At 61.6% G+C, this 23,913-nt stretch carries 23 protein-coding genes and 1 pseudogene; 3 read left to right on the top strand and 21 right to left on the bottom strand.

Features of this window, described 5'->3' with window-relative positions:
• Positions 1–220: 220 nt before the first annotated feature.
• The 5 genes from xdh to OIL88_08875 form a co-directional block, all read right to left on the bottom strand.
• Positions 221–2,998, bottom strand: coding sequence for a selenium-dependent xanthine dehydrogenase (xdh, locus tag OIL88_08855; protein HJI72467.1), 2,778 nt, complete (start codon positions 2,996–2,998; stop codon positions 221–223).
• 12 nt (positions 2,999–3,010) lie between these two features.
• Positions 3,011–3,490 carry a 4Fe-4S binding protein gene (locus OIL88_08860; GenBank protein HJI72468.1) on the bottom strand — a complete coding sequence of 160 codons (480 nt, stop codon included), beginning with the start codon at positions 3,488–3,490 and terminating at the stop codon, positions 3,011–3,013.
• Between the two features lie 11 nt (positions 3,491–3,501).
• Positions 3,502–6,501, bottom strand: coding sequence for a putative selenate reductase subunit YgfK (gene ygfK, locus OIL88_08865; protein ID HJI72469.1), 3,000 nt, complete (start codon positions 6,499–6,501; stop codon positions 3,502–3,504).
• Between the two features lie 149 nt (positions 6,502–6,650).
• Complete coding sequence (gene ssnA, locus OIL88_08870; protein HJI72470.1) at positions 6,651–8,006, bottom strand: putative aminohydrolase SsnA; 1,356 nt, start codon at positions 8,004–8,006, stop codon at positions 6,651–6,653.
• A 196-nt stretch (positions 8,007–8,202) separates the two neighbouring features.
• Entirely contained in the window at positions 8,203–9,597 is a 1,395-nt protein-coding gene (locus OIL88_08875; protein ID HJI72471.1) for a purine/pyrimidine permease, read from the bottom strand.
• Positions 9,598–9,949: 352 nt separating this feature from the next.
• On the opposite strand from OIL88_08875, the gene OIL88_08880 reads away from it, so the two are divergent.
• Positions 9,950–10,606, top strand: coding sequence for a PAS domain-containing protein (locus OIL88_08880; GenBank protein ID HJI72472.1), 657 nt, complete (start codon positions 9,950–9,952; stop codon positions 10,604–10,606).
• 120 nt (positions 10,607–10,726) lie between these two features.
• Here the strand turns inward: OIL88_08880 and OIL88_08885 are convergent, their stop codons facing one another.
• Entirely contained in the window at positions 10,727–11,104 is a 378-nt protein-coding gene (locus OIL88_08885) for a RidA family protein (GenBank protein ID HJI72473.1), read from the bottom strand.
• 379 nt (positions 11,105–11,483) lie between these two features.
• Here OIL88_08885 and OIL88_08890 point away from each other — a divergent pair, with 379 nt between their 5' ends.
• Positions 11,484–13,976 (top strand): U32 family peptidase, encoded by a 2,493-nt coding sequence (locus OIL88_08890; protein ID HJI72474.1) that lies wholly within the window; start codon positions 11,484–11,486, stop codon positions 13,974–13,976.
• Between the two features lie 15 nt (positions 13,977–13,991).
• Entirely contained in the window at positions 13,992–14,651 is a 660-nt protein-coding gene (locus OIL88_08895; GenBank protein HJI72475.1) for an RluA family pseudouridine synthase, read from the top strand.
• 60 nt (positions 14,652–14,711) lie between these two features.
• On the opposite strand, the gene OIL88_08900 is transcribed toward OIL88_08895, so the two are convergent.
• The 15 genes and pseudogenes from OIL88_08900 to OIL88_08970 all read right to left on the bottom strand — a co-directional run bounded on the left by OIL88_08900 (position 14,712) and on the right by OIL88_08970 (position 23,905).
• Complete coding sequence (locus tag OIL88_08900) at positions 14,712–15,458, bottom strand: DeoR/GlpR family DNA-binding transcription regulator (protein ID HJI72476.1); 747 nt, start codon at positions 15,456–15,458, stop codon at positions 14,712–14,714.
• Between the two features lie 3 nt (positions 15,459–15,461).
• Positions 15,462–16,541, bottom strand: a complete 1,080-nt coding sequence (locus OIL88_08905; GenBank protein HJI72477.1) for a Gfo/Idh/MocA family oxidoreductase — start codon at positions 16,539–16,541, stop codon at positions 15,462–15,464.
• Between the two features lie 498 nt (positions 16,542–17,039).
• Positions 17,040–17,345, bottom strand: a complete 306-nt coding sequence (rplX, locus tag OIL88_08910) for a 50S ribosomal protein L24 (GenBank protein ID HJI72478.1) — start codon at positions 17,343–17,345, stop codon at positions 17,040–17,042.
• A 13-nt stretch (positions 17,346–17,358) separates the two neighbouring features.
• A complete protein-coding gene (gene rplN, locus OIL88_08915; GenBank protein ID HJI72479.1) occupies positions 17,359–17,727 on the bottom strand; it encodes a 50S ribosomal protein L14 in 369 nt (122 codons plus the stop codon).
• Between the two features lie 118 nt (positions 17,728–17,845).
• The gene (rpsQ, locus tag OIL88_08920) at positions 17,846–18,106 is read right to left on the bottom strand and encodes a 30S ribosomal protein S17 (GenBank protein ID HJI72480.1); all 261 of its coding nucleotides are present in this window, start codon (positions 18,104–18,106) and stop codon (positions 17,846–17,848) included.
• A gap of 16 nt (positions 18,107–18,122) precedes the next feature.
• A complete protein-coding gene (gene rpmC / locus OIL88_08925; GenBank protein ID HJI72481.1) occupies positions 18,123–18,338 on the bottom strand; it encodes a 50S ribosomal protein L29 in 216 nt (71 codons plus the stop codon).
• Positions 18,339–18,427: 89 nt separating this feature from the next.
• Positions 18,428–18,841, bottom strand: a pseudogene (gene rplP / locus OIL88_08930) (50S ribosomal protein L16).
• Positions 18,841–19,551: a 30S ribosomal protein S3 gene (gene rpsC, locus OIL88_08935; GenBank protein ID HJI72482.1), complete on the bottom strand. Its 711-nt coding sequence runs from the start codon at positions 19,549–19,551 to the stop codon at positions 18,841–18,843. The pseudogene rplP and the gene rpsC overlap by 1 nt, the downstream one beginning before the upstream one ends.
• A gap of 6 nt (positions 19,552–19,557) precedes the next feature.
• Positions 19,558–19,929 carry a 50S ribosomal protein L22 gene (gene rplV, locus OIL88_08940; protein HJI72483.1) on the bottom strand — a complete coding sequence of 124 codons (372 nt, stop codon included), beginning with the start codon at positions 19,927–19,929 and terminating at the stop codon, positions 19,558–19,560.
• Between the two features lie 14 nt (positions 19,930–19,943).
• On the bottom strand, positions 19,944–20,204 hold the full coding sequence (gene rpsS / locus OIL88_08945) for a 30S ribosomal protein S19 (protein HJI72484.1): 261 nt from the start codon (positions 20,202–20,204) through the stop codon (positions 19,944–19,946).
• A 32-nt stretch (positions 20,205–20,236) separates the two neighbouring features.
• Positions 20,237–21,067 carry a 50S ribosomal protein L2 gene (gene rplB / locus OIL88_08950; protein ID HJI72485.1) on the bottom strand — a complete coding sequence of 277 codons (831 nt, stop codon included), beginning with the start codon at positions 21,065–21,067 and terminating at the stop codon, positions 20,237–20,239.
• Positions 21,068–21,246: 179 nt separating this feature from the next.
• A complete protein-coding gene (rplW, locus tag OIL88_08955) occupies positions 21,247–21,534 on the bottom strand; it encodes a 50S ribosomal protein L23 (GenBank protein ID HJI72486.1) in 288 nt (95 codons plus the stop codon).
• Positions 21,535–22,161, bottom strand: a complete 627-nt coding sequence (rplD, locus tag OIL88_08960) for a 50S ribosomal protein L4 (GenBank protein ID HJI72487.1) — start codon at positions 22,159–22,161, stop codon at positions 21,535–21,537. It lies immediately after the preceding gene.
• A 46-nt stretch (positions 22,162–22,207) separates the two neighbouring features.
• Positions 22,208–22,828, bottom strand: coding sequence for a 50S ribosomal protein L3 (gene rplC / locus OIL88_08965; GenBank protein ID HJI72488.1), 621 nt, complete (start codon positions 22,826–22,828; stop codon positions 22,208–22,210).
• 450 nt (positions 22,829–23,278) lie between these two features.
• Entirely contained in the window at positions 23,279–23,905 is a 627-nt protein-coding gene (locus OIL88_08970; protein HJI72489.1) for a histidine phosphatase family protein, read from the bottom strand.
• Positions 23,906–23,913 lie beyond the last annotated feature (8 nt).

Raw genomic sequence — 23,913 nt, forward strand, 5'->3', positions numbered from 1 at the left:
CCGGAAAATGCATCCCGTTCTGGAGCCAAAAACTGGGCCGTAGTTTCCGCCAAGCATCCCATCCGGAAAGCGTGTCCCGTTCTGAGCGCCAAATCCGGGACGCAGTTTCCACTCCAAACAAAGGGCCCCGGTTCGCGATGGAGCCGAGGCCAAAGGCACAGCATATGCAGTTGGTGTTAAGCGCAAACAGCCCATCAGCAATGGCCGTCCACGCTCTACCCTACCCGCGGCGACGGGCGCGGCTGTAGGGCGTATCCACCATGGGCAGATCCGGACGCAGCTTGCCGTCAAATGCGCGATAGGCGTTCTGTACGGCGGGCGCCGTGGGAATCGTTGCGATCTCGCCGATGCCCTTGCCGCCGTATGCCACGGGCAGTAGCTCGTCCTTCTCCACGTAGATGGCGTGGATATCCGGAATCTCGGGCGCACGGAACAGCCCGAGCGTGCCGTACCTTGCCTGGGGCACGCAGTCCTTGAGCGGCCAGTCCTCGGTAAGCGCATAGCCCATACCCATAAGCACACCGCCTTCGATCTGACCCTGGATGGAGATGGGGTTGACCACCTTGCCGGAATCGTGCGCGGCATAGACCTCGCTCACGTGGCCGTTGTCGTCCAGGATGACCACATGCGTGGCAAAGCCGTAGCAGATGTGGCTCTTGGGATTGGGAGCGTCGGCGCCCAGCTTGTCGGTCGGCTCCAGGTACACGTAGCCAAACTCGCATCCCTCGAGCGCCTTGATGGCGGCCGCGGGATCCTGAGGATGCATACCCTGGCCGGCGACGAGCTCCTGCGTGTGCAGCTGATAGGCGCGACCGTCGTCGTACTCGATCTTGACGCCGTCGCCATGCGCATTCACGGGAGCGGCGGGCGCAGACTTGCCGGCCTCGATATCAAGCATGGCATCGCGCAGCAGGAAGGCGGCACCGCGCACGGCCTCGCCGGTCACAACCGTCTGACGTGAACCAGACGTGGTGCCGGAGTCGGGAGCGTTCTCGGTGGAGCACTCGCCGTTGGCAATGCAGCGAAGCGGCAGGCCGCATGCCTCGGCAACGTCCTGCAAAAAGACGGTGTTGCAGCCCTGGCCGATGTCGGACGTGGCGGCATAGACCACAGCCACGCCGTCCTCGATGCGAATCTTGCAGCGGCCGGCATCGGGCAGGCCCACGCCCACGCCGGCGTTCTTCATGGCGCAGGCGATACCGGCGTGTCCGGGATGCGCATAGTAGGCATCCTTGACCTCGAGCAGCGTCTCTTTAAGCGCCGTGGAGCAGTCGGCAATCTGGCCGTTGGGCAAAACCTCGCCCGGCTCGATGGCGTTACGGTAGCGGATCTCCCACGGATCCAGGCCGACCTTCTCTGCCAGCAAGTCGATCAGGCTCTCGAGCGCAAACTCGGACTGGCAAACGCCAAAGCCGCGGTACGCGCCGGCGGGCGGGTTGTTGGTGTAGTAGCCATAACCGCGAATGTCGGTGTTCTGGTACTTGTAGGGGCCGACGGCATGCGTGCAGGCGCGCTCGAGCACCGGGCCGCACAGCGACGCGTAGGCGCCGGTGTCAAAGTTGATCTCGCAATCTAGGCCGGTAAAGTTGCCCTCGGCGTCGCAACCCAGCGTAAAGGTGCCGTCCATGGCGTGGCGCTTGGGATGGAACGCGAGCGACTCGGCGCGCGTGAGTTTGCACTTCACGGGACGCTGGAACTTATATGCGGCGAGCGCGGCCAGGTGCTGGATGGACACGTCCTCCTTGCCGCCAAAGCCGCCACCCACGAGCATGGTCTCGACGACCACGCGCTCGGGCTCGTTGTCCCAGCCAAACATGTGGGCACACTCTTTGCGCGTGTCGTAGGCACCCTGGTCGGTCGACTGCACCTTGACGCCGTTCTTATACGGGAACGCCACGGCGCACTCGGGCTCCAAGAAGGCATGCTCGGTAAAGGGCGTGGTAAAGCGCTGCGTCACGGTGAATGCGCTCTCCGCCAGCGCCTTGGCGGCGTCGCCGCGCGTCACGTGACGGCTCTGACACACATTGTCCTTGAGCTCCACCGTGTTGCCAAAGGCAAAGAAGCTGTCGTGCAGGCGTGGGGCGTCGGCAGTCCTGGCCTCGACAATGTTGCGCACGGGCTCCAGCGGCTCGTAATCGATCTTTACGAGCTTCTTGGCCTTTTCGAGCGTCGCTTCGTCCTCGGCAACCACCAGCACGATAGCGTCACCCACGCAGCGGGTGATATCGCCCTGGGCGATCATGACGTCCCAGTCCTGGATAAGGTGGCCGACCTGGTTGACCGGCACGTCCTCGGCGCGCAGGATGCCCACCACGCCGGGCAGGGCCTCGGCCTTGGAAGTATCGATGGAGAGCACACGGGCGCGCGGGTACTTGGAGCGCACGGCGCTGGCATAGGTCAGACCCGGCTGATCGAGCTCGTCGATGTCGTCGGGATACTTGCCCTCGCCGAGCACCTTCTTGCGCACGTCGATGCGGAAGGCGCGCTTGCCCACGCCGTAGTCGTCGCCGCGCTCCAAATCCTCGTCGATCTGCTTTTCGCCACGGAGCACCGCAGCTGCCAGCGAAATGCCCTCGATAATCTTTTTGTAGCCGGTGCAGCGGCAGACATTGCCACGGATGGCATACTTGATCTGCTCCTCGGTGGGCTCGGGGTCCTCGGCGATCAGCGCTGCACCCGCCATGACCATGCCGGGGATGCAAAAACCGCACTGCACGGCGCCCACGGCGCCAAAGGCGTACACAAAGGCCTCGCGCACGTCCTCGGGCAGGCCCTCGACGGTCACGATGTTACGGCCGGCGGCAAGAGCAGTGGTCAGTACGCACGCCTTGACGGCCGCACCGTCCACATGGATGGTGCAGGTGCCGCAGGCGCCCTCGGAGCAGCCGTCCTTGGCGGAGTGAATGTGCAGGTCGTCGCGCAGATAGCGCAGCAGTGGTTTACTCTCCGTCGTCGTGTGCTCGACACCGTTAACGGTAAAAGTGAATTCCTGTGCCATGGTGATTCCCTTCTACACGCCGGCGGCGATGCCGGTGCGGTCGTGGATGGCGCCATGCGGGCAGACGACGGCGCACATGCCGCACGACAGGCAGTCCACGCCGTCGATATGGGCGCAGTTGTCCTCGATGCGGATAGCGCCGGCAGGGCACTTTTTGGCGCACATACCGCAACCGATACAGCTCGTGTCGCAGACCTTGCGCGCAATGGCACCCTTATCGGTGTTGTTGCAGCGCACCAGAATGTTCTGGTAGCCGGGGACGAAGGCAATCACGCGCTGCGGGCACGCCACGCCGCACAGGCCACAGCCTGTGCACTTGGAGCGGTCCACGCGGGCGATGCCATCGACCAGCGCAATGGCGCCGTGGGGGCAGGCCGTGACGCAGGCGCCACAGCCAATGCAGCCTTCGCTGCAGCGGGCATCGCCGCCTGCGGAGGCGCAACCGCTTCCGCAGGCAACGTAGGCCACGTTATGTTGAATGGATTTGGCCATAAGAGACTCGCCTATTTCTTAAGAAGGTACGAATAGTTGTCGCGCACAGCCCTGATGGTCAGGCGGACGGCCTCGGGAAGACCGGTGTTGACGGCATCGACCGAGACGGTGCGGACCGTGCCGGCGACGCGAACCTTAAAGTGGTCCTCGTCCACGGCCAGGAAGCCCTCGTTCTCGGAGTTCTCCATGTCCTCCTCGCTCCAGAACAGGGTGAGCTTGTCCTTGTAGGGACGGCCCTCCTGGTAGGGGCAGAACACGGCGCAGTTGCCGCACTCGTTGCACATGCCATCGACATGGACGACCTGATGCTTGGCCAGGCCCGGCACCTTAATGGCTACGTTGGCGCGGTTGGGGCACACGTCGCAGCAGACCTCGCACACCGAGCCGCAGCCCAGGCAGCGGGTCTTGGTGCAGTTGCGCTTGTCGCGGCACAGCGACCCCTTGCGCTCGTAGCAGGTGTCCTCGCGGCCAGCCTGCTCGTTGCAATCGGCGTACTTGTTAAAGTCCACGCCGGCGATGGCACGGGCGACCTCGGCGGCGTCGGCAATAGCCTCAACCACGGTGGCAGGACCGCGGCGGCAGTCGCCCGCAGCCCAGACGCCCTCAACGCCGGTGGAGGTGGCGGCAAGGCGGCCGCGACGGTCGTGCTCGACGCCCGCGGCATCGTACAGACTGGCATCGATGCCCTCGCCCACGGCGCAGATCACCGTGGTGGCGGGAAGCTCGACGGTCTCGCCCGTGGCAACGGGGCTGCGACGGCCGCTTGCATCCGGCTCGCCAAGCTCCATAACGTCGCAGGTCAGCACGGCGCCGTTGAGTGCCTTGGGCGCCAGCAGCTCGCAGAACTCAACGCCGTCGGCAAGAGCAAGATCAAGCTCTTCCTCGTCGGCGGGCATCTGCTTCTTGGTGCGGCGATACACCAGGCGCACGTTCTTCACACCAGCCAGGCGCTTGGCCACGCGGGCAGCATCCATGGCGGTGTTGCCGGCGCCGATGACCACGACGTCCTCGCCCAGCTCGAGCTTCTCGCCCTTCTTGGCGGCCTCGAGGAACTCCAGTACATCGAGCTCGGCACCCTCGCCCAGGCCCGCAGAGCCGGGCATCCAGGCACCGGTGGCCACGACCACGTCGGTAAAGCCCTGGGCCTTGAGCTCGTCAATGGAATCCACGCGAGCGTTAAGCTGCACCTTGGCACCAAAGGCCAGGCAGAGCTCGGCATCGTGGGAGATATCGTCGCTCGCAATGCGGAACTCGGGAATCACGTGACGGACCACGCCGCCGAGCGAATCGCGAGCCTCGAAGATGGTGACGGGCACGCCGGCGCGCGTCAGGAAAAACGCCGTCGCCAGGCCGGCCGGGCCGCCGCCGATAACGGCTACGTTGCGCTCGCCGTCGTTGGCGATGGCCTGGGCGCGCAGCTTGGGCAGCACGGCGGTCATGGCCTCGCGGGCGGCCTTGAGCTTGCTGGCGCGAATCTGGGCGCCCTCGGGCTCGTAGAACGCACGCTCGCAGGCACGGCCGCAGGGATGCGGGCAGATGGTGCCGGTAATGAACGGCAGGGCGTTGCGCTCGATGATGATGTTGAGTGCGTCCTCGTAGCGGCCCTCGTCAACGGCCGCCAGATAGGCGGGAATATCCTGCTGGATGGGGCAGCTCGTGCGGCACGGCGTGGTAAAGCAATCGGAAAGCGGGCTCTTGCCGGCGACCTTGCGGTCGGGCAGCGGACGCAGCGGCTTCTTGTAGAGCGGGTTGGTGAGCGAGTCGGTCTGGATCGCAGTCACGGCCTCGAGCGAAATGCCCTCAAACGGCTTGCCGTCCAGGTCGGTAAACTCACCGGCCATCTGGCTAAAGCGCTCGTAGCCACCGGGCTTGAGAACGTCGGTCGCCAGGGTGACGGGCCAAATACCGGCGTCATACAGGGCGCGGATGTTGTAGACCGTGGCGCCACCGGAGTAGCTGATGCGCAGCTTGCCATCGAACTGCTCGGTAATGCGGCGGGCAGCCTCGATGGTCAGCGAGAACAGCGAACGACCGGACATGTACATCTCGGTGGAGGGCAGCTCGTTCCTCGTCACGTCGACGGGGAACGTGTTGGTCAGCTTGACGCCAAACTCCAGGCCGCGCTCGGCGCACAGGGCAATCAGGCGCTCGAACATGGGCACGGCGTCGGCCCACTGCAGGTCCTCGCGGAAGTGCGTGTCATCGAAGACGATGTAGTCAAAGCCCAGCTCGTTGAGGCGCTGACGTGCAAACTCATAGCCCAGCAGCGTGGGGTTGCACTTGATGTAGGTATTGAGGCCCTTCTCGGTGATGAGGTAGGTCGCGATGCGCTCGATCTCCGCCGGCGGGCAGCCGTGCAGGGTGGACTCGGTGATGGAGTTGGAGACGCGTGCCGGGATGGACTCGACAAACGCGGCGTCGACATGCTCAAACTTGTCCAGGTTGGCAAGCGCCCATGCGCGGCACTCGTTCCAGACGTCGGAGCCGCTGGCATCCTTCATGCCCTCGATGTAGGCATCGACCTTGGGGCTCTTGATGCCCTCCAGGTCATAACCCACGGACATGTTGAAGACAAATCCGTCCGGGCTTCCCAGGCCGTACTCGCGAGCGATCAGGTGGCAGGCGAACCATGCCTTCACGTACTCGGCAAAGGCCTGCGGAACCTCGAGCTCGGTCGACCACTCGCAGTTGTAGCACTCGTCCTGCGCCACGATGCAGGGCTTGTTCACACACTTGGAGAGCTCCTCGCCGTCCATAACCTGAACGGTCTTGAGCTCAAAGAAGCGGGAACCGGCCACATAGGATGCCACGATGTTCTGGGCAAGCTGCGTGTTGGGGCCGGCGGCCGGGCCAAACGGGGTCTCGATGCGCTCGTCAAAAATGGGAAGCGCGCCCTCCTGGTTGGTCGTGACCATCTTGCGCACGCCAAAGACGGCGCCCTGAGTCTTGTGCTCCTCGATGATCCAGTTCATCAGCTGCGAAAACGGGATCGGCCTCATGATGTCGCTCATAATGAGCTCCTCTCTGTAACGCCCGGCGAGACCGCGCGGCGGGCGCAAATACGGTGTAGCGCTAGCACAGCGCCGGCGACCCCGCGGAGGCCGCCTATACGCGCGTCAGATGCGGCGAAACATCCGACGCGCGTGAATCTACTTGTGAATTAGTAGGTGCGATTGTTAAGCGCGCTCCAGAGCTTCTTGGACTCAGCCATGGTCCACGCGTTAATCTTTTCCTCATCGATACCGACAAACTCGCGATCCTTGTACAGGACGCGGCCGTTGATGATGGTGGTACGGCAGTTTTTGCCCATCATGCCAAAGAGCATGTGGCCGTCGATGTTCTCCTCGCTCAGCGGCGTAAAGGGCTTGTAGTCCATAACGATGACGTCGGCAGCGGCGCCGGCCTCGAGCACACCGAGCTTGCGATCGAAGTACTTGCTGGCCATCTTGGCGTTATTCTCGAACAGCATGGTCATGGCCTCGCACCAGCCCACGTTGGGCATGGCGGCGTTGTGGCGCTGGATGATCAGGAAGACCTTGAGGCTCTCGAGCATATCGTGGGTGTAGGCGTCGGTGCCCATGCACACGGGGATGCCGCGACGGAAGAATTCGAGCACGGGGGCGCAGCCCACGGCGTTTCCCATATTGGATTCGGGGTTGTTGACGAGCCAGGTGCCGGACTCCTTGACGATATCCATCTCGGCAGGCGTCACGTGGATGCAGTGGCCGAGCATGGTGTCGGGACCCAGCAGGTTGTGCTGCAGTAGGCGCTCGACGGGGCTGATGCCGCCGCGGTTGAGGCGGGAATCCCACACATCGTTCATGCCCTCGCACACGTGGATGTGGAAGCCGGTCAGACCGTTGTTGGCCTCGGCCATCTTATCCATGGTCTCATCCGACAGCGTAAAGGTGGCGTGACCGCCAAACATTGCGGCGATCATGTGGTTGTCGTTATCGCGACGCTCCTTGGCGGCCCACTGGGCAAACTCGGCGTTCTCGGCAATAGCCTGATCGCACTTTTCCTGGCCACGGCGGTCGGAAACCTCGTAGCACAGGCACGAACGCATGCCCAGCTCCTGAGCGGCGTCCTTAATGGTAAAGAGGCTGCCCGGAATCTCGCAGAAGCTCGCGTGGTGATCGAAGATCGTGGTGACGCCGTCGCGGATGGAATCCAGAATCGTGGCATAGGCGCTGGCCTTGGTGCCGTCGAGCGTCAGGTTGTCGTCAATCTTCCACCACTGCTGCTCAAGATTCTCCAGGAAGTTGGTGGGGTTGCAGCCCTTAATGGCAAGGCCGCGGGCCAGACCCGAGTAGATGTGGGTGTGGCAGTTGATAAGTCCGGGCATGATGAGGTTGCCCTGGGCGTCGACGTACTCGGCATCCGGGTACTTGGCCTTGAGCTCGCGCTCGGGGCCCACTTCGACGATCGTATCTCCGTCAATGGCGACCGCACCGTTGGGAATAAACGGAGTCTGAGCGTTGCGGGTAAAGACGGAACCGTTAGCGACCAGAAGCATAAATGCTCCCTTCAACATCAGGGGCGGGGTTTGACACCTCTGACATGGCGGAAGTGCGAAGCGCCGGCCTACACCGGAAACGGGCCCTCTCCCGTCAACGCTTCACCAAAGGGACAAGCCCTTTGAAGTGCGGCTTGGCGCCGCATGGCGCCGGCGGACGAGGCGATGCGTCCGCCGGCGAATAGCACCGAATTGGTTACTTCTTGCTCTCGGGCAGGACCAGATCCACAGCGGCATCCTTGGCGGCATCGATGTGCTGAGCCACGACCGGCGTCTGCGGAAGGATCAGGTTAAGGACAATGGCCATGATGGCGGTGGGGGTCACGGCGTTGGAGCCGATGACGGTGGACACCCAGGTGGGCATGCCCTCGCCGGCGAGGCAGCCGCTGGCCATCCAAATGCCCAGGCCAAAGACGACCGAGGTGCCGACGATGGTGGTGGTGCGCTGCGTGAGGCCCTCGCGGGTGAACATGCGCACACCGTTCATGGTGATGGTGCCAAAGACGCCGACGGTCGCGCCGCCGATGACAGGCTGCGGGATGGCGGAGAGCACGGCAGAGAGCTGCGGGAACAGACCGGCGATGGCAAAGACGGCCGCGATGATCACAAAGACCCACTTGTTGACGACCTTGTTGGAGCAGATGATGCCCACGTTCTGGCCAAGGGCGCTGGTGGGAAGACCGCCCAGCAGGCCGCCGACCATAGAGGTGAGGCCCTGGGACACAATAGCGCCGGAGAGCTCGCGCTCGGTGGGCATACGGTCGATGGAGCCCAGGCAGGCGGCGGAAACGTCACCGATAACCTGGATGGCGACCATGGGGAACACGACAGCGAGGGTAATGCAGACCTCGGGATCAAACTCGAGCGCGTAGGGCATGAGCTTGGGAAGGGCGAAGACCTGAGCGGTGGCGACGCTGGAGAAGTCGATCATGCCAAAGGGGATCGAAACGATCATGCCAACGATCATGCCAAAGAACACGGATCCCAGCTTGAGCGTGCCCTTGCCAAAGTTGGCGAGCGCAAAGACCACGGCGAAGGTGATAAGAGCGACGCACCAGGCCTGCGGGGTGCCCCACAGCGGCGTACCCATACCGCCGGCCATATACTTGACAGCCGTGGGATAGAGAGAGACGCCAATGGAGAAGATGACCGTACCGGTCACGACGGGCGGGAATAGCCACTTAATCTTGCTGTAAGCCAAACCAAAGAGGACCGCGACGGCGCCGCCGACGATCTCGCCGCCCAGCAGCGCACCAAAGCTAAAGCCCGAGGCACCCATGGCCTGGAGGGCCGGGAGGAACGCGAACGAAACGCCCATGACGATGGGCAGGCCGCCGCCGATGCGACGGAAGGGAGCGAAGGCCTGAAGGGCCGTGTCGATTGCCGAAAGAATGAGCGCGACCTGGATGATGTCGGTGCTCTGCTGGCTATTAAAGCCGTAGACGCCGGCCATGATGACAGCCGGGGTGATGATACCGGCAAACGAAGCCAGTACGTGCTGAAGGGCACACGGGATCATTTCCTTAACGGGAGGCATGCCTTCACGAGTGAACAGGGCTTCAGTGCCGTTCTTAACCGTCTCCTGGGTCATTTGACCACCAATCCTCGAAATAGTTGTTTTCGCATCTAACGCTCTATTGTGACGCAGTGCGGGGTTGAGGTTGTGCCTTCGTTCCATATCGTATTAAAGATGATTCTCATTCTCAATAATAATTTTTTGTTATCAGACTATTCTTGAGCTGAAACAATGTATTTTCGCAGGTCAGGAAAGTGTCTGGTCAAAATAACATCTTACTTTTCTTTTGGTCAACCGTTTACCGCTAAATTCCTACCGTTCGTCTGTATTACGCAATATACCTGCGAATATACGAGATGAGGAATGGCGTGTTACCATGAGAAAAAATTGTTATGAACATTTCCGATTTCACCCCAAGGAGTTGCCCGTGAACGAGACCGTACGTCGCTTTTTGCCGATGGTCGATTTCCTGGAGCAGATACTCGGCAAAAACAGCGAAATCGTGCTGCACGATTTCTCGGATCCCGACCACGCCATCGTCGATATTCGCAACGGCATCGTGAGCGGTCGCAAGGTCGGCGGTCCCGCCACCGACCTGGCGCTCAAGATCATGCACGACGCCAAGTATCGCGACCTGCCGTTTATTACGGGCTACGAGGGCCGCGGTGCCGGTGGCAAGACATTGGAGTCAGCGACGTACTTTATCCGCGAGAATGACGAGATCGTCGGCATGCTCTGCGTCAACACCGACCTCTCGACCGTGCGCTCCATCAACGCCATGGCACAGCAGCTCATGGCGTGCTTCGACGCGGCGCCGACGCGCACGGAGCCCGCCTCTATCGAGGTCGAAAGCCTTTCGGAGTCCACACAGGAGCTCATCGACCGCAGCATTGCCGAGCTGCTGAGCGCTCGCGGGCTGGATGTGGCGTCGCTTGGTCAAAGCGACCGCGTGGACGTCATTCGCCACCTCAACGGCAACGGAGTGTTCATGCTCAAGGGCGCCGTAGCCTGCGCCGCCACCGCGCTGGGCATCTCGGAGCCCAGCGTCTACCGCTACCTGCAAAAAGTCCGCAAGGAAGGCTAACCCGCTGATTCCTTGGGAGCGGAGGAAAACGGATCATTTTTGTCGCATCGCTTGACAAAAGACCCTGCAGCTCGCACTGCAGGGTCTTTTTGCATGTCATGTTTAGTTGTTGCCAACGCCTTAGAGAGCGGCGACGACCTCGATCTCGACCAGACCGCCGGCCGGAAGGGCGGCAACCTGGAAAGCGCTGCGCGCGGGGAACGGAGCCTCGAACTTGGAAGCGTAGATCTCGTTCACGGCAGCGAAGTCGGCGATGTCGGCCAGGTAGACCGTGGTCTTGACGACATCGGCAAAGGTGGCGCCGGCAGCGGTCAGCAGTGCCTCGACGTTAGCAAGGGACTGCTTAGCCTGGGCCTCGACGCCCTCGGGCATCTTGCCGGTTGCGGGGTCGATGCCCAGCTGGCCGGACAGGAACACCATGTTGCCGGTCTGGATGCCGGGGGAATACGGGCCGATGGCTGCGGGTGCGTTATCGGAAGACACGACGGTCTTGCTCATGTTTTTCTCCTTACGATCAGATAGAGAGCGTGAGCGCGGCGTTCGCACCGGGAGGCACAATTCGGTCTGAACACCGCGCTTGATTTGGGATAGTACTCAAGGTTTCCGCGCGATGCAAGATTATTATCACGTTGCGAGAATAATTTATCGCCCAACGGCGCCTGTCGGCCGCTGAACGGCACGACCGGACGGTGAAGCTCAAAATGATCCGTTTCCCTCCGTCCCCCATGGATCACCTGATCCGCTGGGGACGGAGGGAAACGGATCATTTTTTGCTGCAAGGGCTGCTGAAGACTTTATCCTGCTTAGGCTGCGGGCATCGCCCATCGCGACGGCGCCACTATACTTTTGAGTATCTGAGCATTTTGAAAGGCAGGATATGACCGCAACCGCCAGTCGAACCACCAACCGCAGACCCGAGCTTTTGGCCCCCGCCGGAGGCCCGGAGCCCTTTGCCGCCGCACTCGCCGCCGGGGCAGACGCCATCTACTGTGGCATGGGCAGCTTCAACGCCCGTCGCAAGGCCACCAACTTTACCGACGAGGCCTTTGAGCAAGCCTGCCGCGCCGCACACCTAGCCGGGTCGCGCGTCTACGTCACGGTCAACATCGTCATCAAGCAGTCCGAGATGGGCGATGCGCTGCAACTCATCCATCGCTGCTCCACGCTGGGCGCCGATGCCTTCATCATCCAGGACTGGGGCCTGTTCTTTGAGGTCAAGCGCACGATGCCCGGCATCGAGACGCACATCTCAACCCAAGCAAACATCCACGACGACCGCGGAACCCTTTGGTGCCGCGAGCAGGGCGCCGACCGTGTGACCCTCTCGCGCGAGCTTTCCATCGCCGAGATTGCCGCCATTCATGATGCCGCGCCCGATGTGGACCTTGAGGTCTTTAGCCATGGCGCCATCTGCTTTTGCTACTCGGGCCTGTGCCTGCTTTCGAGCTTTGCCATGGCGGGCCGCTCGGCCAACCGCGGCATGTGCGCCCAGCCCTGCCGCCTGCCCTACGAGCTAATCGACGAGAACGGTCGCGCGCTCTCCCCCGCCGGCCGCGAGCGTGCGTTATGCCCGCGTGACACCAACACCTCACAGCTTGTTCGCCGTCTGTATGACGCCGGTGCCGCGTCGCTCAAGCTCGAGGGCCGCATGAAGGCGCCCGATTACGTGTACTCCATCGTTGATGTGTATCGTCACGAAATTGACGACATGCTATCCGGAGCCACCGTTGCCAAGGACGAGGAAGCCGCCCGCCAGCGCCAGCTCAAGCGCTGCTTCAACCGCGACTTTACGCACGCCTATCAGGACGGCACCTCGGGCGACGAGATGATGAGCTATGAGCGTTCCAACAACCGCGGCCAGATCGTGGGCACGGTGCTGGGCAGCCGTCTGGCCAACCGCGATGTACGCGGACTCAAGCCCGACGATCGCCGTCGCCGCGCCGCCATCGCCCGCATTGAGCTGTTTGAGCCCGTGGACAAGGGCGACCTGCTGGAGCTTCGCCACAATAACGAGTTTGACCAGTTCCTAACCACCATTGCCGCCGATGATGCCGCCGCCGGTGACATCATCGAGTGCCGCGTGCCCCGCAGCATGCCCGAGGGCTGCCGCGTGCGCGTCATCCGCAGCCAGCGCGCCATCGACGCCGCCGGCGCCGCGCTCAAGCGCGACGTGCTGCGCCGCCGCGCCGTAGATGTGTCCGTCGTGGCGCGTCTGGGCAAGCCGTTTACCGTTACGCTCACCTGCTGCGACGACCCCGCGCTCACTGCCACCGCCATCGGCTTTACCGTCGAGGCTGCCAAGACCCGCGCCGTCGAGGCATCCGATCTGGTAGAGCACGTCGGGCGCATGGGCTCCTCTCCCTTTGAGGCTGCGAGCTTTGATGTGGCGCTCGATGAGGGCTGCGGCATGGGCTTCTCCGCTGTGCACAAGGTGCGCGCCGCCGCCTGCAAGGCGCTGGAAGAGGCCATTCTGGCGCCGTACGAGGAGCGCGCGAAAACGCTCGAGATTCCGGTGCTCGACAAATGTACGCGCGCCATGCCCACGCATTACCGCGACGAGTCGCAGATCTGCGCCGCCGTCACCACGCTCGAAGCCGCCGAGGCAGCTCGCGCCGAGGGCGCCACGCGCATCTACATGACCACCGATGCGCTCGATGCGGCCGAGCTCTCCCCCGCCGATGCGTTTGAGCAGGGCATCGTACCCGTACTCGACGAGGTCTGCCGCGCTGTTGACCACGAGCGCGTCGATCCCTGGATCAATGCCGGAGCTACCGTCGCCGTCGGTAATATCTCCGAGCTCGCCGTAGCCGCGCAGGCCGGCGCCACGGCCGAAATTCGCTCTTGCCTGCCGGTGCACAACACGCCCTGCATGGAGGCGCTTGCCGAGCGCGGAGCCGGTGCGTTTTGGCTCTCGCCCGAGATTACGCTCGACGAGATTGTCTCGCTCGGCGCCGCGGCGCCCGCGGCTCTGGGCATCACCGTCTTTGGCCGCCCGCGCGTCATGACAAGCGAGCATTGCATTCTGCAGGTTGCCAACGGCTGCATCCACGATTGTGCCAACTGCCGCCTGCGTGCCCGCAAGCTCTCGCTCAAGAATATCGACGGAAAGGTCATGCCCGTCCGCACCGATATCCACGGCCGCTCTCGCCTGTACGATGCCTATCCCATCGACCTCACGCCGCAGGTCCCTCAGCTGCTCGATGCCGGCGTGCGTCGTCTCATGGTGGACGGAACGCTGCTCGAAACGGATGAGGTGGGCCGTGCCGTCGCCCGCGTCCGTCGTGCCGTCGAAGCAGCGCAGGCCGGCCGCAAGCCCGCCGCCCGCCTACGCGGGGCGACCTCGGGCTGCATGTTTGTGGGAATCAGCTAACCGAAAGGCTTACACGTGAACGAAGAACCTCAAGTCCTCTACTGCGACGCCTGGCTCATGGCCATCGACAAGCCCGCCGGCATGATCGTCCACGGCGACGGCACCGGCGAGCGCACGCTCACCGACTACGCCAGCGACCTGCTGCTGGCGATGGGCGACGGCTTTGCCGCGACCGACATGCAGCCGCTTAACCGCCTGGACCGCGACACCACCGGCGTAGTGCTGTTTTCGCTCGACAAGCAGACGCAGCCCGCCTTTGACCAGATGGTCATCGACCACGCTTTCGAAAAGCACTACCTGGCGCTCGCCGAGGGCAAGATCGACTGGAACGAGAAGCTCATCGACAAGCCCATCGCCCGCGACCGTCACGACAGCCGAAAGATGCGCGTCGGTGCCAGCGGCAAGCCGTCTCAAACGCGCGTGAAGGTGCTCAAGCGCCTTAAGAGCCGTCGTGGCCTGCCCACGCGCTCGTATATCGATGTCGAGCTGCTCACCGGCCGCAAACACCAGATCCGCGTGCACCTGGCAAGCGAGCGTCATCCCCTGGTTGGCGACGACCTGTACGGAACGCCGCACCCCTGCGGCCTGATGCTCCATGCCCACAGCGTGTCCTTTACGCATCCCATAACCGGTGAGCACATCCACATCGAAGCCCCTTGCCCCTGGGAGCCCTAAACCACCACAATGGGGACAGGCACCTTCGCGGTGGTTTTGGCCTTAGCCCGTCCCCTGCTGCTAGACCGTGATGACGTTGTCCATTGCCCGGTACTTGGCGGGGACCTCGCCTGCGGTAATAATCGTTGCGTCGCGGAAGTCCGCGAACTTGACGGGCGCCACCATGCCAAATTTACTGGCGTCCGAGATTACGAAGCGTTTGGCGGTATGGCGCATCGAGATACGCTTGACCTGTGCTTCCTCGATATCCGGTGTGGTGAGACCTTGCTCGGCCGCGATGCCGTTGGATCCCCAAAAGCCGCAGTTGAAGTTATAGCGGTCCAGGGTTGCCAAGGCATCGGGGCCAACGAGCGCCTCGGTCTCGGGTTTGAGCTCGCCGCCCAGCACCACGGTACGCATGCCGCGCAAAGCAAGGTGCTGAGCATGGAGCACGGAATCGGTCACATAGGTGACGCCGTCGAGACGCGGAAGATGCTCGATGAGCTTGAGGGTCGTTGAGCCCGAATCGATATACACAAAGCTATCGGGCTCCACCAGGGCCGCGGCACGAGCACAGATGCGCTCCTTGTCATCGTTATGGAGATCACTGCGTTCGCTGATCGTCAAGTCGCGCGTCACGTGCGCGCGCTCCAGACTCGTCGCACCTCCGTGCACCTTGGCGATACGGTGCGCGCGGTCGAGCGTTTGCAAGTCACGGCGAATGGTGGACGGTGTCACGCCCAGGGCCTCGGCAAGTTCCGGCACGGTAACCGAGCCGGCCTGCTGCACCATCGACACGATCGCATTGAGCCTATCTTCCGCAAGCATCGCTTACTCCTCCTCGGGGTAGACGACTCCCCAATCGGCGCGGAGCTTGGTCATGAGCTCCATCACATCAGAAGCATAATCCAGAAGCTCACGCTTGGAATCGTCGCCGGCGACGGCCTGCTCGAGGTCAGCCATCTCGTAGCACAGGGCATAAGCCTCGGTGCCAGCGTGGACCTCCTCACGGCGACCGTCCGCAGTCCACACGATGGTCGCATGGTCGGCGCGCGGATACTCGTTGACCTCGATATAGCACTTGTCGAAGCTAATGACCGAACGCTTGGGCTGCTTGGAGTGGAGCGTGAGGCTCACCACGCCCAGCTGCTGTTCGGCATTACGGCAGACGATGCCGCCTGCAACGTCAACACCGGTCTCGCAGGTGTTGCCCAGCGAAACGACCTCAGCGGGCTGGCTTGCCATAAAGAGACGCATGACGGACAGGGCATACACGCCAATATCGAGCATGGCACCGCCAGCAAGGTTGCGGTTGTAGAAGCGGTTGGTCAGGTCGCCGTACTCCTTATAGCTGCCAAAGTTGAGCTGGGCGAGGTTCATGCGGCCAAAGTCGCCCGCATCCATGCGACGGCGCAGCTCCTGATACAGCGGCATGTGGAGCACCGTGGTAGCATCCATAAGGACCACGTTGTGCTCGTCGGCGATGGTACGGGCCTCGTCGAGCTCGGCAGAGTTGAGGGTAATGGCCTTCTCGCAGAGCACGTGCTTGCCGGCGGCCAGCGCGGCACGCAGATAGGTGATATGCGTGTTGTGCGGCGTGGTGATATAGACGGCGTCGATGTCCGGATCGGCGTAGAGGTCCTCGACCGTTTCATAGACCTTCTCGATGCCATACTGCTCAGCAAAAGCCTGGGCCTTGGACAGCGTGCGGTTGGCGACACCCGCAAGCTTGCGGCCGGCAAGAGCGAGAGATTGGGCCATCTGGTTGGCGATAACGCCACAACCGATCACAGCCCAGCGAAGCTCGGGAGCCGTAAAGATGTCGTTAGGGAACGGCTTATCCTGGACCGAAGCGAACGCTGCTTTTGCGGCTGCCGCGGAGTCGAGTGGAGCCTGCTTGGAATCTGCCATATGTGCCTCCTGAGTCATCGGAAGTTCTTCATTTCCAACAGCCTTATATTCGCACAAATGCGCGCGCATTTGCTTGTATTTGCGTGTTTATTTGTTTATCGGTCATTATTTAGCCATTTTTTGCACATTTTTACGCGGTCATACGCATTAACACGCAATGCTATGCGCGATAATGCGCATGCGAGGATCCTTACGAAACATAAAGAGACGGAACACCAAAGCCCCAAAAGACAGAGTAGTCCGTGATACTCGACACCTCCGGGGGCATCGGACATCAAAGGACCACCCCGAACTACCGGCACATAGGGAACGTCCCCATGTGCCGCTTTCGTTGCAAGGCTGTCCCCATCGACCACTCATTTTAGTCTGTCCCCAATGAGCGCAATCACTCATGTAAGTCTGTCCCCAATGAGTATCCCCAATGAGTGGGGATAGAAAAAGGCCCGGATGCCGTGGGGGCATCCGGGCCTTTGCTAGCAACTTGATGTTGCGGGCAGCTTAGAACTTGTGGCCGCACTTCTTGCAGACGCGCAGCTTGTTCTTGCCGTCCTTCTCGTGACCGACGCGGGTAACCTTACCGCACTCGGGGCAGACGAGATTGACGTTGGAGGCATCGATGGGAGCCTCCTGCGAAACGATGCCGCCCTGCTGGTTGGCAGCGTTGGGCTTGACGGCCTTCTTGACGACCGAAACGCCCTCGACAACGACCTTGTTCTCGGCGGGGAGAGCACGCAGGATAACGCCCTGCTTGCCGCGATCCTTACCAGAGAGAACCTGGACCTTATCGCCCTTCTTGATATACATATATCTCCCCTAACTACAGGGTCTCGGGAGCGAGCGAGACGATCTTCATGTACTTCTTGTCACGAAGCTCGCGAGCGACGGGCCCGAAGATACGGGTGCCGACGGGCGAACCATCGTTGTTGATGACAACGCAGGCGTTCTCATCAAAGCGAATGTAGGAGCCATCCTTGCGGCGGATCTCCTTAACGGTGCGAACGACGACGCAACGGACAACGTCCTTCTTCTTGACGTTGGCGCCAGGGGTAGCCTCCTGGACAGCACCGATGAACACATCGCCGATGCCTGCATAACGACGCTTGGAACCGCCAAGCACCTTGATGCAGCGAATCTTGCGAGCGCCGGAGTTGTCGGCGACGTTCAGCATGGTTTGCATCTGAATCATGGTAGATGTTCCTCCGAACTAAGAACCGAAGAGAGGTGCGCAGCCTTTAGGCGGCCTGTGGTATGCAAACCAGGCATACGCACATCTTCGGAAACGTACAAGTCGTAAGAGCGGCTGCTTATTTAGCGCGCTCGACGACCTCGATGAGGCGCCAACGCTTCATCTTGGACATAGGACGGGTCTCCATAACGCGGACGGTATCGCCCACGCCAGCCGTGCACTCCTCGTCGTGAGCGTGCAGCTTCTTGGAGCTGGTCATCATCTTGCCGTACTTGGGGTGACGCTTGCGCTCGGTGATGGTGACAACAATGGTCTTGGCACCGGAGACGGAGGTAACGACACCCGTACGGACCTTACGCGAGTTACGCGAATCAGTCATGTTCTCTCCTTAGGTCCTACTCGGCGACAGCGGACTTCTCCGCTGCGATCTCGCGGGCGCGCTGCTCCGTGAGGACGCGAGCAATGTCCTTCTTCACGGTGTTGACGCGAGCGGTGTTGTCCAGCTGGCTGGTGGCCATCTGGAAACGAAGGTTAAAGAGCTCGGCGCGCATTTCCTTCAGCTTCTCAACGAGCTGAGCGTCCGAGAGCTCACGAATCTCTGCGGGCTTCATTAGTTCTCCTCCTTGGCGGCGGCGGCGTCCTCAGCAGCCCACTTGGCCTCGAGAGCGGCCTCCTCAGCCATCTCCTTCTCGATGCGCTGCTCAGCGTTCTTAGCAGCAACAATCTTGGTCTTGATGGGAAGCTTGTGCTGTGCAAGACGCAGAGCCTCGCGAGCGACCTCCTCGGGCACGCCCTTGACCTCGAACATGATGCGGCCGGGCTTGACGACGGCCACCCACTCCTCGGGGTTACCCTTACCAGAACCCATGCGAGTCTCGGCAGGCTTCTTGGTGATGGGCTTATCGGGGAAGATCGTGATGTAGACACGACCGCCACGCTTCATGTAGCGGGTCATAGCAATACGAGCGGCCTCGATCTGACGGTTGGTGATCCAATGGGCCTCGAGAGCCTGGATACCAAACTCGCCGAAATGCAGCTCGGTATTACCCTTGGCCTGGCCCTTCATGGAGCCACGCTGCACCTTGCGGTGAAGAATACGCTTAGGGGCAAGCACTACTGACCCCTCCTCTCGGAGTTACGACGACGAGGACGGGAAGAGCCCTCGAGTGCAGGGTTGGGAACAGGCTGGCCCGGGAGCTTCTCGCCCAGGTAGATCCAGACCTTCACGCCGCAAGCGCCCATGGTGGTGCTGGCGACAGCCGTGCCGTAGTCGATCTTGGCACGGAGGGTGTGCAGAGGCACGCGACCCTCGCGGTACCACTCACGACGGCCCATCTCGGCACCGCCGAGACGACCGGAGCACTGGATACGGATGCCCTTAGCGCCGGCCTTGCGGGCGGACTGGACAGCCTTGCGCATAGCGCGACGGAAGGCAACGCGGCCCTCGAGCTGCTCGGCGATAGACTGAGCAACGAGGTTGGCGTCGAGCTCGGGGCGCTTGATCTCGACAACGTCGACGGAGAGCTGGCCCTTGGAGACGCCAGCGACCTTCTCGAGCTCGGTGCGGAGGGTATCGATCTCGGCACCCTTCTTACCGATGACAACGCCGGGGCGAGCGGTGAGGATGATGACCTTCACCTTGTCGCCAGCGCGCTCGATCTCGACGCGGGAGACAGCTGCGCGGGAAAGACGCTTCTCGAGGTACTTGCGGATCTCGAGATCGTTACCGAGGGTCTTAGCGTAATCCTTCTCTGCGAACCAGCGGGAGCGCCAGTTCTCGGTAATGCCAAGACGGAAGCCGGTGGGGTAGACTTTCTGACCCATACAGCTTTACGCCTCCTTTCGAGGAGCAACGACGACGGTGATGTGGGAAGTACGCTTCAGAATGCGAGAAGCGGAACCCTTGGCGCGGGGACGGATGCGCTTAAGCGTCGGACCCTCGTCAACATAGGCAGCGGCGACAACCAGGTTGTCGGCACGCAGACCGTTGTTGTTCTCGGCGTTCGCAACGGCGGAACGGAGAACCTTCTCGACATCCACGGCGACGGCGCGGTCGCAGAAGTGGAGGATGTCGAAGGCCTGAGCGACAGGCTTGCGGCGGATCAGATCGACCACCAGGCGGGCCTTGCTGGGGGAAACACGCACGTACTTAGCGACGGCGCGAACCTCGGTGGCCTCAGTTTCAATAGACTTAGTTGCCATTTACGGTTAACCCCCTATTTGGCCTTGTGGCCACGGAACGTACGAGTCGGCGCGAACTCGCCGAGCTTGTGACCAACCATGGACTCGGTAACATACACGGGCACATGCTTGCGGCCGTCGTGGACGGCGATGGTGTGACCAACCATCTCGGGGAAGATGGTGGACGCGCGGGACCAGGTCTTCACGACGTCCTTCTTGCCAGCCTCGTTCATCGCGGTGATACGCGAGAGAAGGCGAGTCTCCACGAACGGGCCCTTTTTGAGACTTCTGCTCATAAGTGCTTTCTCCTAAAACTCGGTATCCGAAATTACTTCTTACGGCGACGAATGATGTGCTGGTTCGAGACCTTCTTCTTCTTGCGCGTACGAAGGCCCTTCGTCGGCTTACCCCAGGGGGTAACAGAGGGACGACCAGAGGTGTGGTTCTTGCCCTCGCCACCGCCGTGCGGGTGGTCGACAGGGTTCATGACGGTACCGCGGACGGTCGGGCGCACGTTCATGTGACGCTTACGGCCGGCCTTGCCGATGACGATGTTGGAGTGATCGGCGTTGCCGACCTCACCGACGGTAGCGCGGCAGGTAACGAGGATGCGGCGCATCTCGGAGGAAGGCATACGGACGATAGCGTACTTGCCCTCCTTACCCATCAGCTGGCAGGAGTTACCGGCGGAACGGGCGATAGCAGCGCCCTTGCCCGGCTGGAACTCGACGGCGTGAATGAGCGTACCGACGGGGATGTCGGCGAGGGGCAGAGCGTTGCCCGGCTTGATGTCGGCGTCAGAACCGGACATGATGGTCTGACCGACCTCGAGGCCCTTGGGGGCCAGGATGTAGCGCTTCTCACCGTCAGCGTAGTGCAGCAGAGCGATGCGAGCGGAACGGTTCGGATCGTACTCGATCGTGGCAACCTTGGCGGGCACGCCGTCCTTGTTGCGCTTGAAGTCGATCACGCGGTAACGACGCTTCACGCCGCCGCCCTGGTGGCGGGTGGTGATGCGGCCGTTGTTGTTACGACCGGCCTTCTTGGGCAGGGGCTCGAGAAGAGACTTCTCGGGCTTGGTGCAGGTGATCTCGGAGAAGTCGGAGATCGTCTGCCAACGCCTACCAGCGGAGGTCGGCTTAAGGTGCTTTACAGCCATTACAATCCCTTTCAATAGGAATCCGTTAGCCATCGCAGACAGGGATTCGAGGTTCTGCCTCGGGTGCGATGACACCGGACGTATACACGGTTCCGGGCGTGTCCATTTAATACGCCCAAAACCTTGAGCTCTCGCCTCCCCTATTTGGGAGGCATGAGCTCACTCAACAGCAGCGAGTCTTAGGCCTGGTTGCCAAAGACCTCGATGGTGTCGCCCTCGGCCAGCGTGACGATGGCCTTCTTCCAAGAACGGGTCTTGCCGGCGACATAGCGCACGCGCTTGGTCTTGGGCTTGACCGTCAGGGTGTTCACGCGAACGACCTTGACGCCGAAGATCTCCTCGACAGCGTCCTTGATCTGATACTTGTTAGCATCCTTGGCGACCTCGAACGTGTACTTGTTCAGCTCCATGCCGGAGAAGGAACGCTCGGACACGATCGGACGGATGATGATCTCGTGGGCGGTCATTTATGCAAGCACCTCCCCGAAGTGAGCGGCGATGTCGGCGGGCATCAGCACAGCATTGTTGTTGACGAGATCGTAGGTGTTGGCCTCGTCGGCAGTGATGATGAACGTCTTGGGAATGTTGCGGAACGACAGGTAGGCGTTGACGTCCTCATCGCGAACGATGATGGTCAGACGCTTGCCCTCAAGGCCGAGAGCCTTGAGCATGGCGACGGCAGCCTTGGTGGAAGGCTTCTCGAAGCCGTAGTCGTCGACGAGCACGAGCTCGCCATCGGCCAGCTTGGCGGACAGCGCGGAGCGCATAGCCAGCTTGACCTCCTTGTTGTTCATACGCTTAGCGTAGGAACGGGGCTTGGGGGCGAAGACAACGCCACCGTGACGCCACTGGGCAGCACGGATGGAACCCTGGCGGGCACGGCCGGTGCCCTTCTGACGCCAAGGCTTCTTGCCGCCACCGGAAACCTCAGAGCGGCCCTTAGCGGACTGGGTGCCCTGACGCCAAGAGGCCATCTGGCACTTGACGATGTGGTGCATAACGTGGATGTTCGGCTCGATGCCGTACACCTCAGCGGCGAGCTCGGCCTCGGCGACCTTCTTGCCCTCGCTGTTCTTTACTTCAAACTTTGCCATTTAAGTGTTCTCCTTGGTATGACGCTGGGCTAAATGGGCTGGGCCCTTAGGCCATACGGATGGCGACGAGACCATTCTTGGCACCCGGGACAGCGCCCTTGACCAAGATGAGGTTCTGCTCGGCATCGATGCGGACAACGGAAAGGTTCTTGACGGTAACGCGCTCGTTACCCATGTGACCGGCCATCTTGACGCCCTTGAGGACGCGCGCAGGATAGGCGCACTGACCGATAGAACCGGGGTGACGCTGGAAGTGAGAACCATGCGTCATAGGACCGCGGCGCTGACCCCAGCGCTTGATGCGACCCTGGAAGCCCTTACCCTTGGAGGTACCGATGACGTCGACCTTCTCGACATCAGCGAAATCAGCGACGGTGACGACCTCGCCGACCTTATGCTCCTCGCCGTTCTCGACGCGGACCTCACGAAGGAAACGGACAGGCTCGACGCCAGCCTTGGCGAAGTGACCAGCCATGGGCTTGTTCACGTTCTTGGCCTTGATGTCGCCGAAACCGATCTGGACGGCGTCATAGCCGTCGGTTGCCTGAGTTTTAACCTGCGAGACAGCGCAGGGGCCAGCCTGGATGACCGTGACGGGAACGACGTTGTCGTCCTCGTCCCAAACCTGGGTCATGCCAATCTTGCGGCCGAGAATCATGCTGATCAAGATATGATCCCAACTCTCGCGTGGTCTTGGGACAATGCGTACACCACCGAGCGTACGCCCCTAGAGGACCACTACTTACACGACGTGCTCCCCAGCCTTGTATTGCGTCCGGACTACCTGACAACCCTATTAAGCAGGCATTTTGTCCAGCCAGAATACTCCCCTGGTTACACACAGCTGTTTAGTATACACGGCTGCGGGCGTATCCATCGAGATTCATATTTCACTCACATTGTTTACGCAGGTAAAGTGCGTGGATGGCTCCCGAGCACGGCGGAGGGCCGGAGAAATATATTAAGGTCCCTGCTCTACAGTCCTGCGCAAGACGGAGAGCACATTAAGTGCTCTCCTTTGCGTGCGGAACTCGCGATGACCTTAATATATTTCTCCGGCCCTCCGCCGTGCTCGGGAGACGACACGTTGATGCCTGCTTAACTCTGCTCGCTCAGGCTAATGACTTTGTTGAGGATCGATGATTTGCTGCAAGATGAACTTGGATTGGGGCGCGTCGCCTTCTTCTCCCGACTTTGCCTCGTCAAAAACGAAGATCATGATGGCGCAGTTGGGGAGTTTTGTTGGGAGCTCGAAGCCCTCTGGGGCTGTAGCCTTGATGAATTGGCGGCTGGCGCTGCCGTGGCTTACTGCTAGGAGGGTTTCGATGCCCTCGGCGCCTATGAGATTGGTGAGGGTGCCTACCATGCGCTCCTGCAGGGCATGGCTTCCTTCTCCGCCAAATGGGATCAGGTCCTCGCCGGGGTCCCAGACGTCGGTGGGTAGGGCATCGTGGGGGCCCTCTTCGAAGGAGCCGTAGCTGCGCTCGATGATGCCTTCGCAGGGCTCGACTGCTGTGTCCGGGCCGAGGAGCTCGCATGCGACGAGCTGAGCCGTGTCCATGGCTCGGCCTAAGGGCGAAGAGACCACTTTGTCGGGGACGACGCCGTGGGCTTTGAGCCATGCGGCTGCCATTCCCGCTTGCTTGCGGCCCAGATCGGTCAACGGAGAATCGCAGCGGCCCTGGACGAGCTTTTTAACGTTGAATTCTGTCTGACCGTGGCGGAGTAGATATAGGCGCTTCATGCTCTCCC

Source organism: Coriobacteriaceae bacterium (assembly GCA_025992855.1).
GTDB lineage: Bacteria > Actinomycetota > Coriobacteriia > Coriobacteriales > Coriobacteriaceae > Collinsella.

Bases quoted from the DNA above. Each gene is read 5' to 3' on its own strand.
- xdh (HJI72467.1), bottom strand. From the start codon at position 2,998: ATGGCACAGGAATTCACTTTTACCGTTAACGGTGTCGAGCACACGACG.
- OIL88_08860 (HJI72468.1), bottom strand. From the start codon at position 3,490: ATGGCCAAATCCATTCAACATAACGTGGCCTACGTTGCCTGCGGAAGC.
- ygfK (HJI72469.1), bottom strand. From the start codon at position 6,501: ATGAGCGACATCATGAGGCCGATCCCGTTTTCGCAGCTGATGAACTGG.
- ssnA (HJI72470.1), bottom strand. From the start codon at position 8,006: ATGCTTCTGGTCGCTAACGGTTCCGTCTTTACCCGCAACGCTCAGACT.
- OIL88_08875 (HJI72471.1), bottom strand. From the start codon at position 9,597: ATGACCCAGGAGACGGTTAAGAACGGCACTGAAGCCCTGTTCACTCGT.
- OIL88_08885 (HJI72473.1), bottom strand. From the start codon at position 11,104: ATGAGCAAGACCGTCGTGTCTTCCGATAACGCACCCGCAGCCATCGGC.
- OIL88_08890 (HJI72474.1), top strand. From the start codon at position 11,484: ATGACCGCAACCGCCAGTCGAACCACCAACCGCAGACCCGAGCTTTTG.
- OIL88_08900 (HJI72476.1), bottom strand. From the start codon at position 15,458: ATGCTTGCGGAAGATAGGCTCAATGCGATCGTGTCGATGGTGCAGCAG.
- OIL88_08905 (HJI72477.1), bottom strand. From the start codon at position 16,541: ATGGCAGATTCCAAGCAGGCTCCACTCGACTCCGCGGCAGCCGCAAAA.
- rplX (HJI72478.1), bottom strand. From the start codon at position 17,345: ATGTATATCAAGAAGGGCGATAAGGTCCAGGTTCTCTCTGGTAAGGAT.
- rplN (HJI72479.1), bottom strand. From the start codon at position 17,727: ATGATTCAGATGCAAACCATGCTGAACGTCGCCGACAACTCCGGCGCT.
- rpsQ (HJI72480.1), bottom strand. From the start codon at position 18,106: ATGACTGATTCGCGTAACTCGCGTAAGGTCCGTACGGGTGTCGTTACC.
- rpmC (HJI72481.1), bottom strand. From the start codon at position 18,338: ATGAAGCCCGCAGAGATTCGTGAGCTCTCGGACGCTCAGCTCGTTGAG.
- rpsC (HJI72482.1), bottom strand. From the start codon at position 19,551: ATGGGTCAGAAAGTCTACCCCACCGGCTTCCGTCTTGGCATTACCGAG.
- rplV (HJI72483.1), bottom strand. From the start codon at position 19,929: ATGGCAACTAAGTCTATTGAAACTGAGGCCACCGAGGTTCGCGCCGTC.
- rpsS (HJI72484.1), bottom strand. From the start codon at position 20,204: ATGAGCAGAAGTCTCAAAAAGGGCCCGTTCGTGGAGACTCGCCTTCTC.
- rplB (HJI72485.1), bottom strand. From the start codon at position 21,067: ATGGCTGTAAAGCACCTTAAGCCGACCTCCGCTGGTAGGCGTTGGCAG.
- rplW (HJI72486.1), bottom strand. From the start codon at position 21,534: ATGACCGCCCACGAGATCATCATCCGTCCGATCGTGTCCGAGCGTTCC.
- rplD (HJI72487.1), bottom strand. From the start codon at position 22,161: ATGGCAAAGTTTGAAGTAAAGAACAGCGAGGGCAAGAAGGTCGCCGAG.
- OIL88_08970 (HJI72489.1), bottom strand. From the start codon at position 23,905: ATGAAGCGCCTATATCTACTCCGCCACGGTCAGACAGAATTCAACGTT.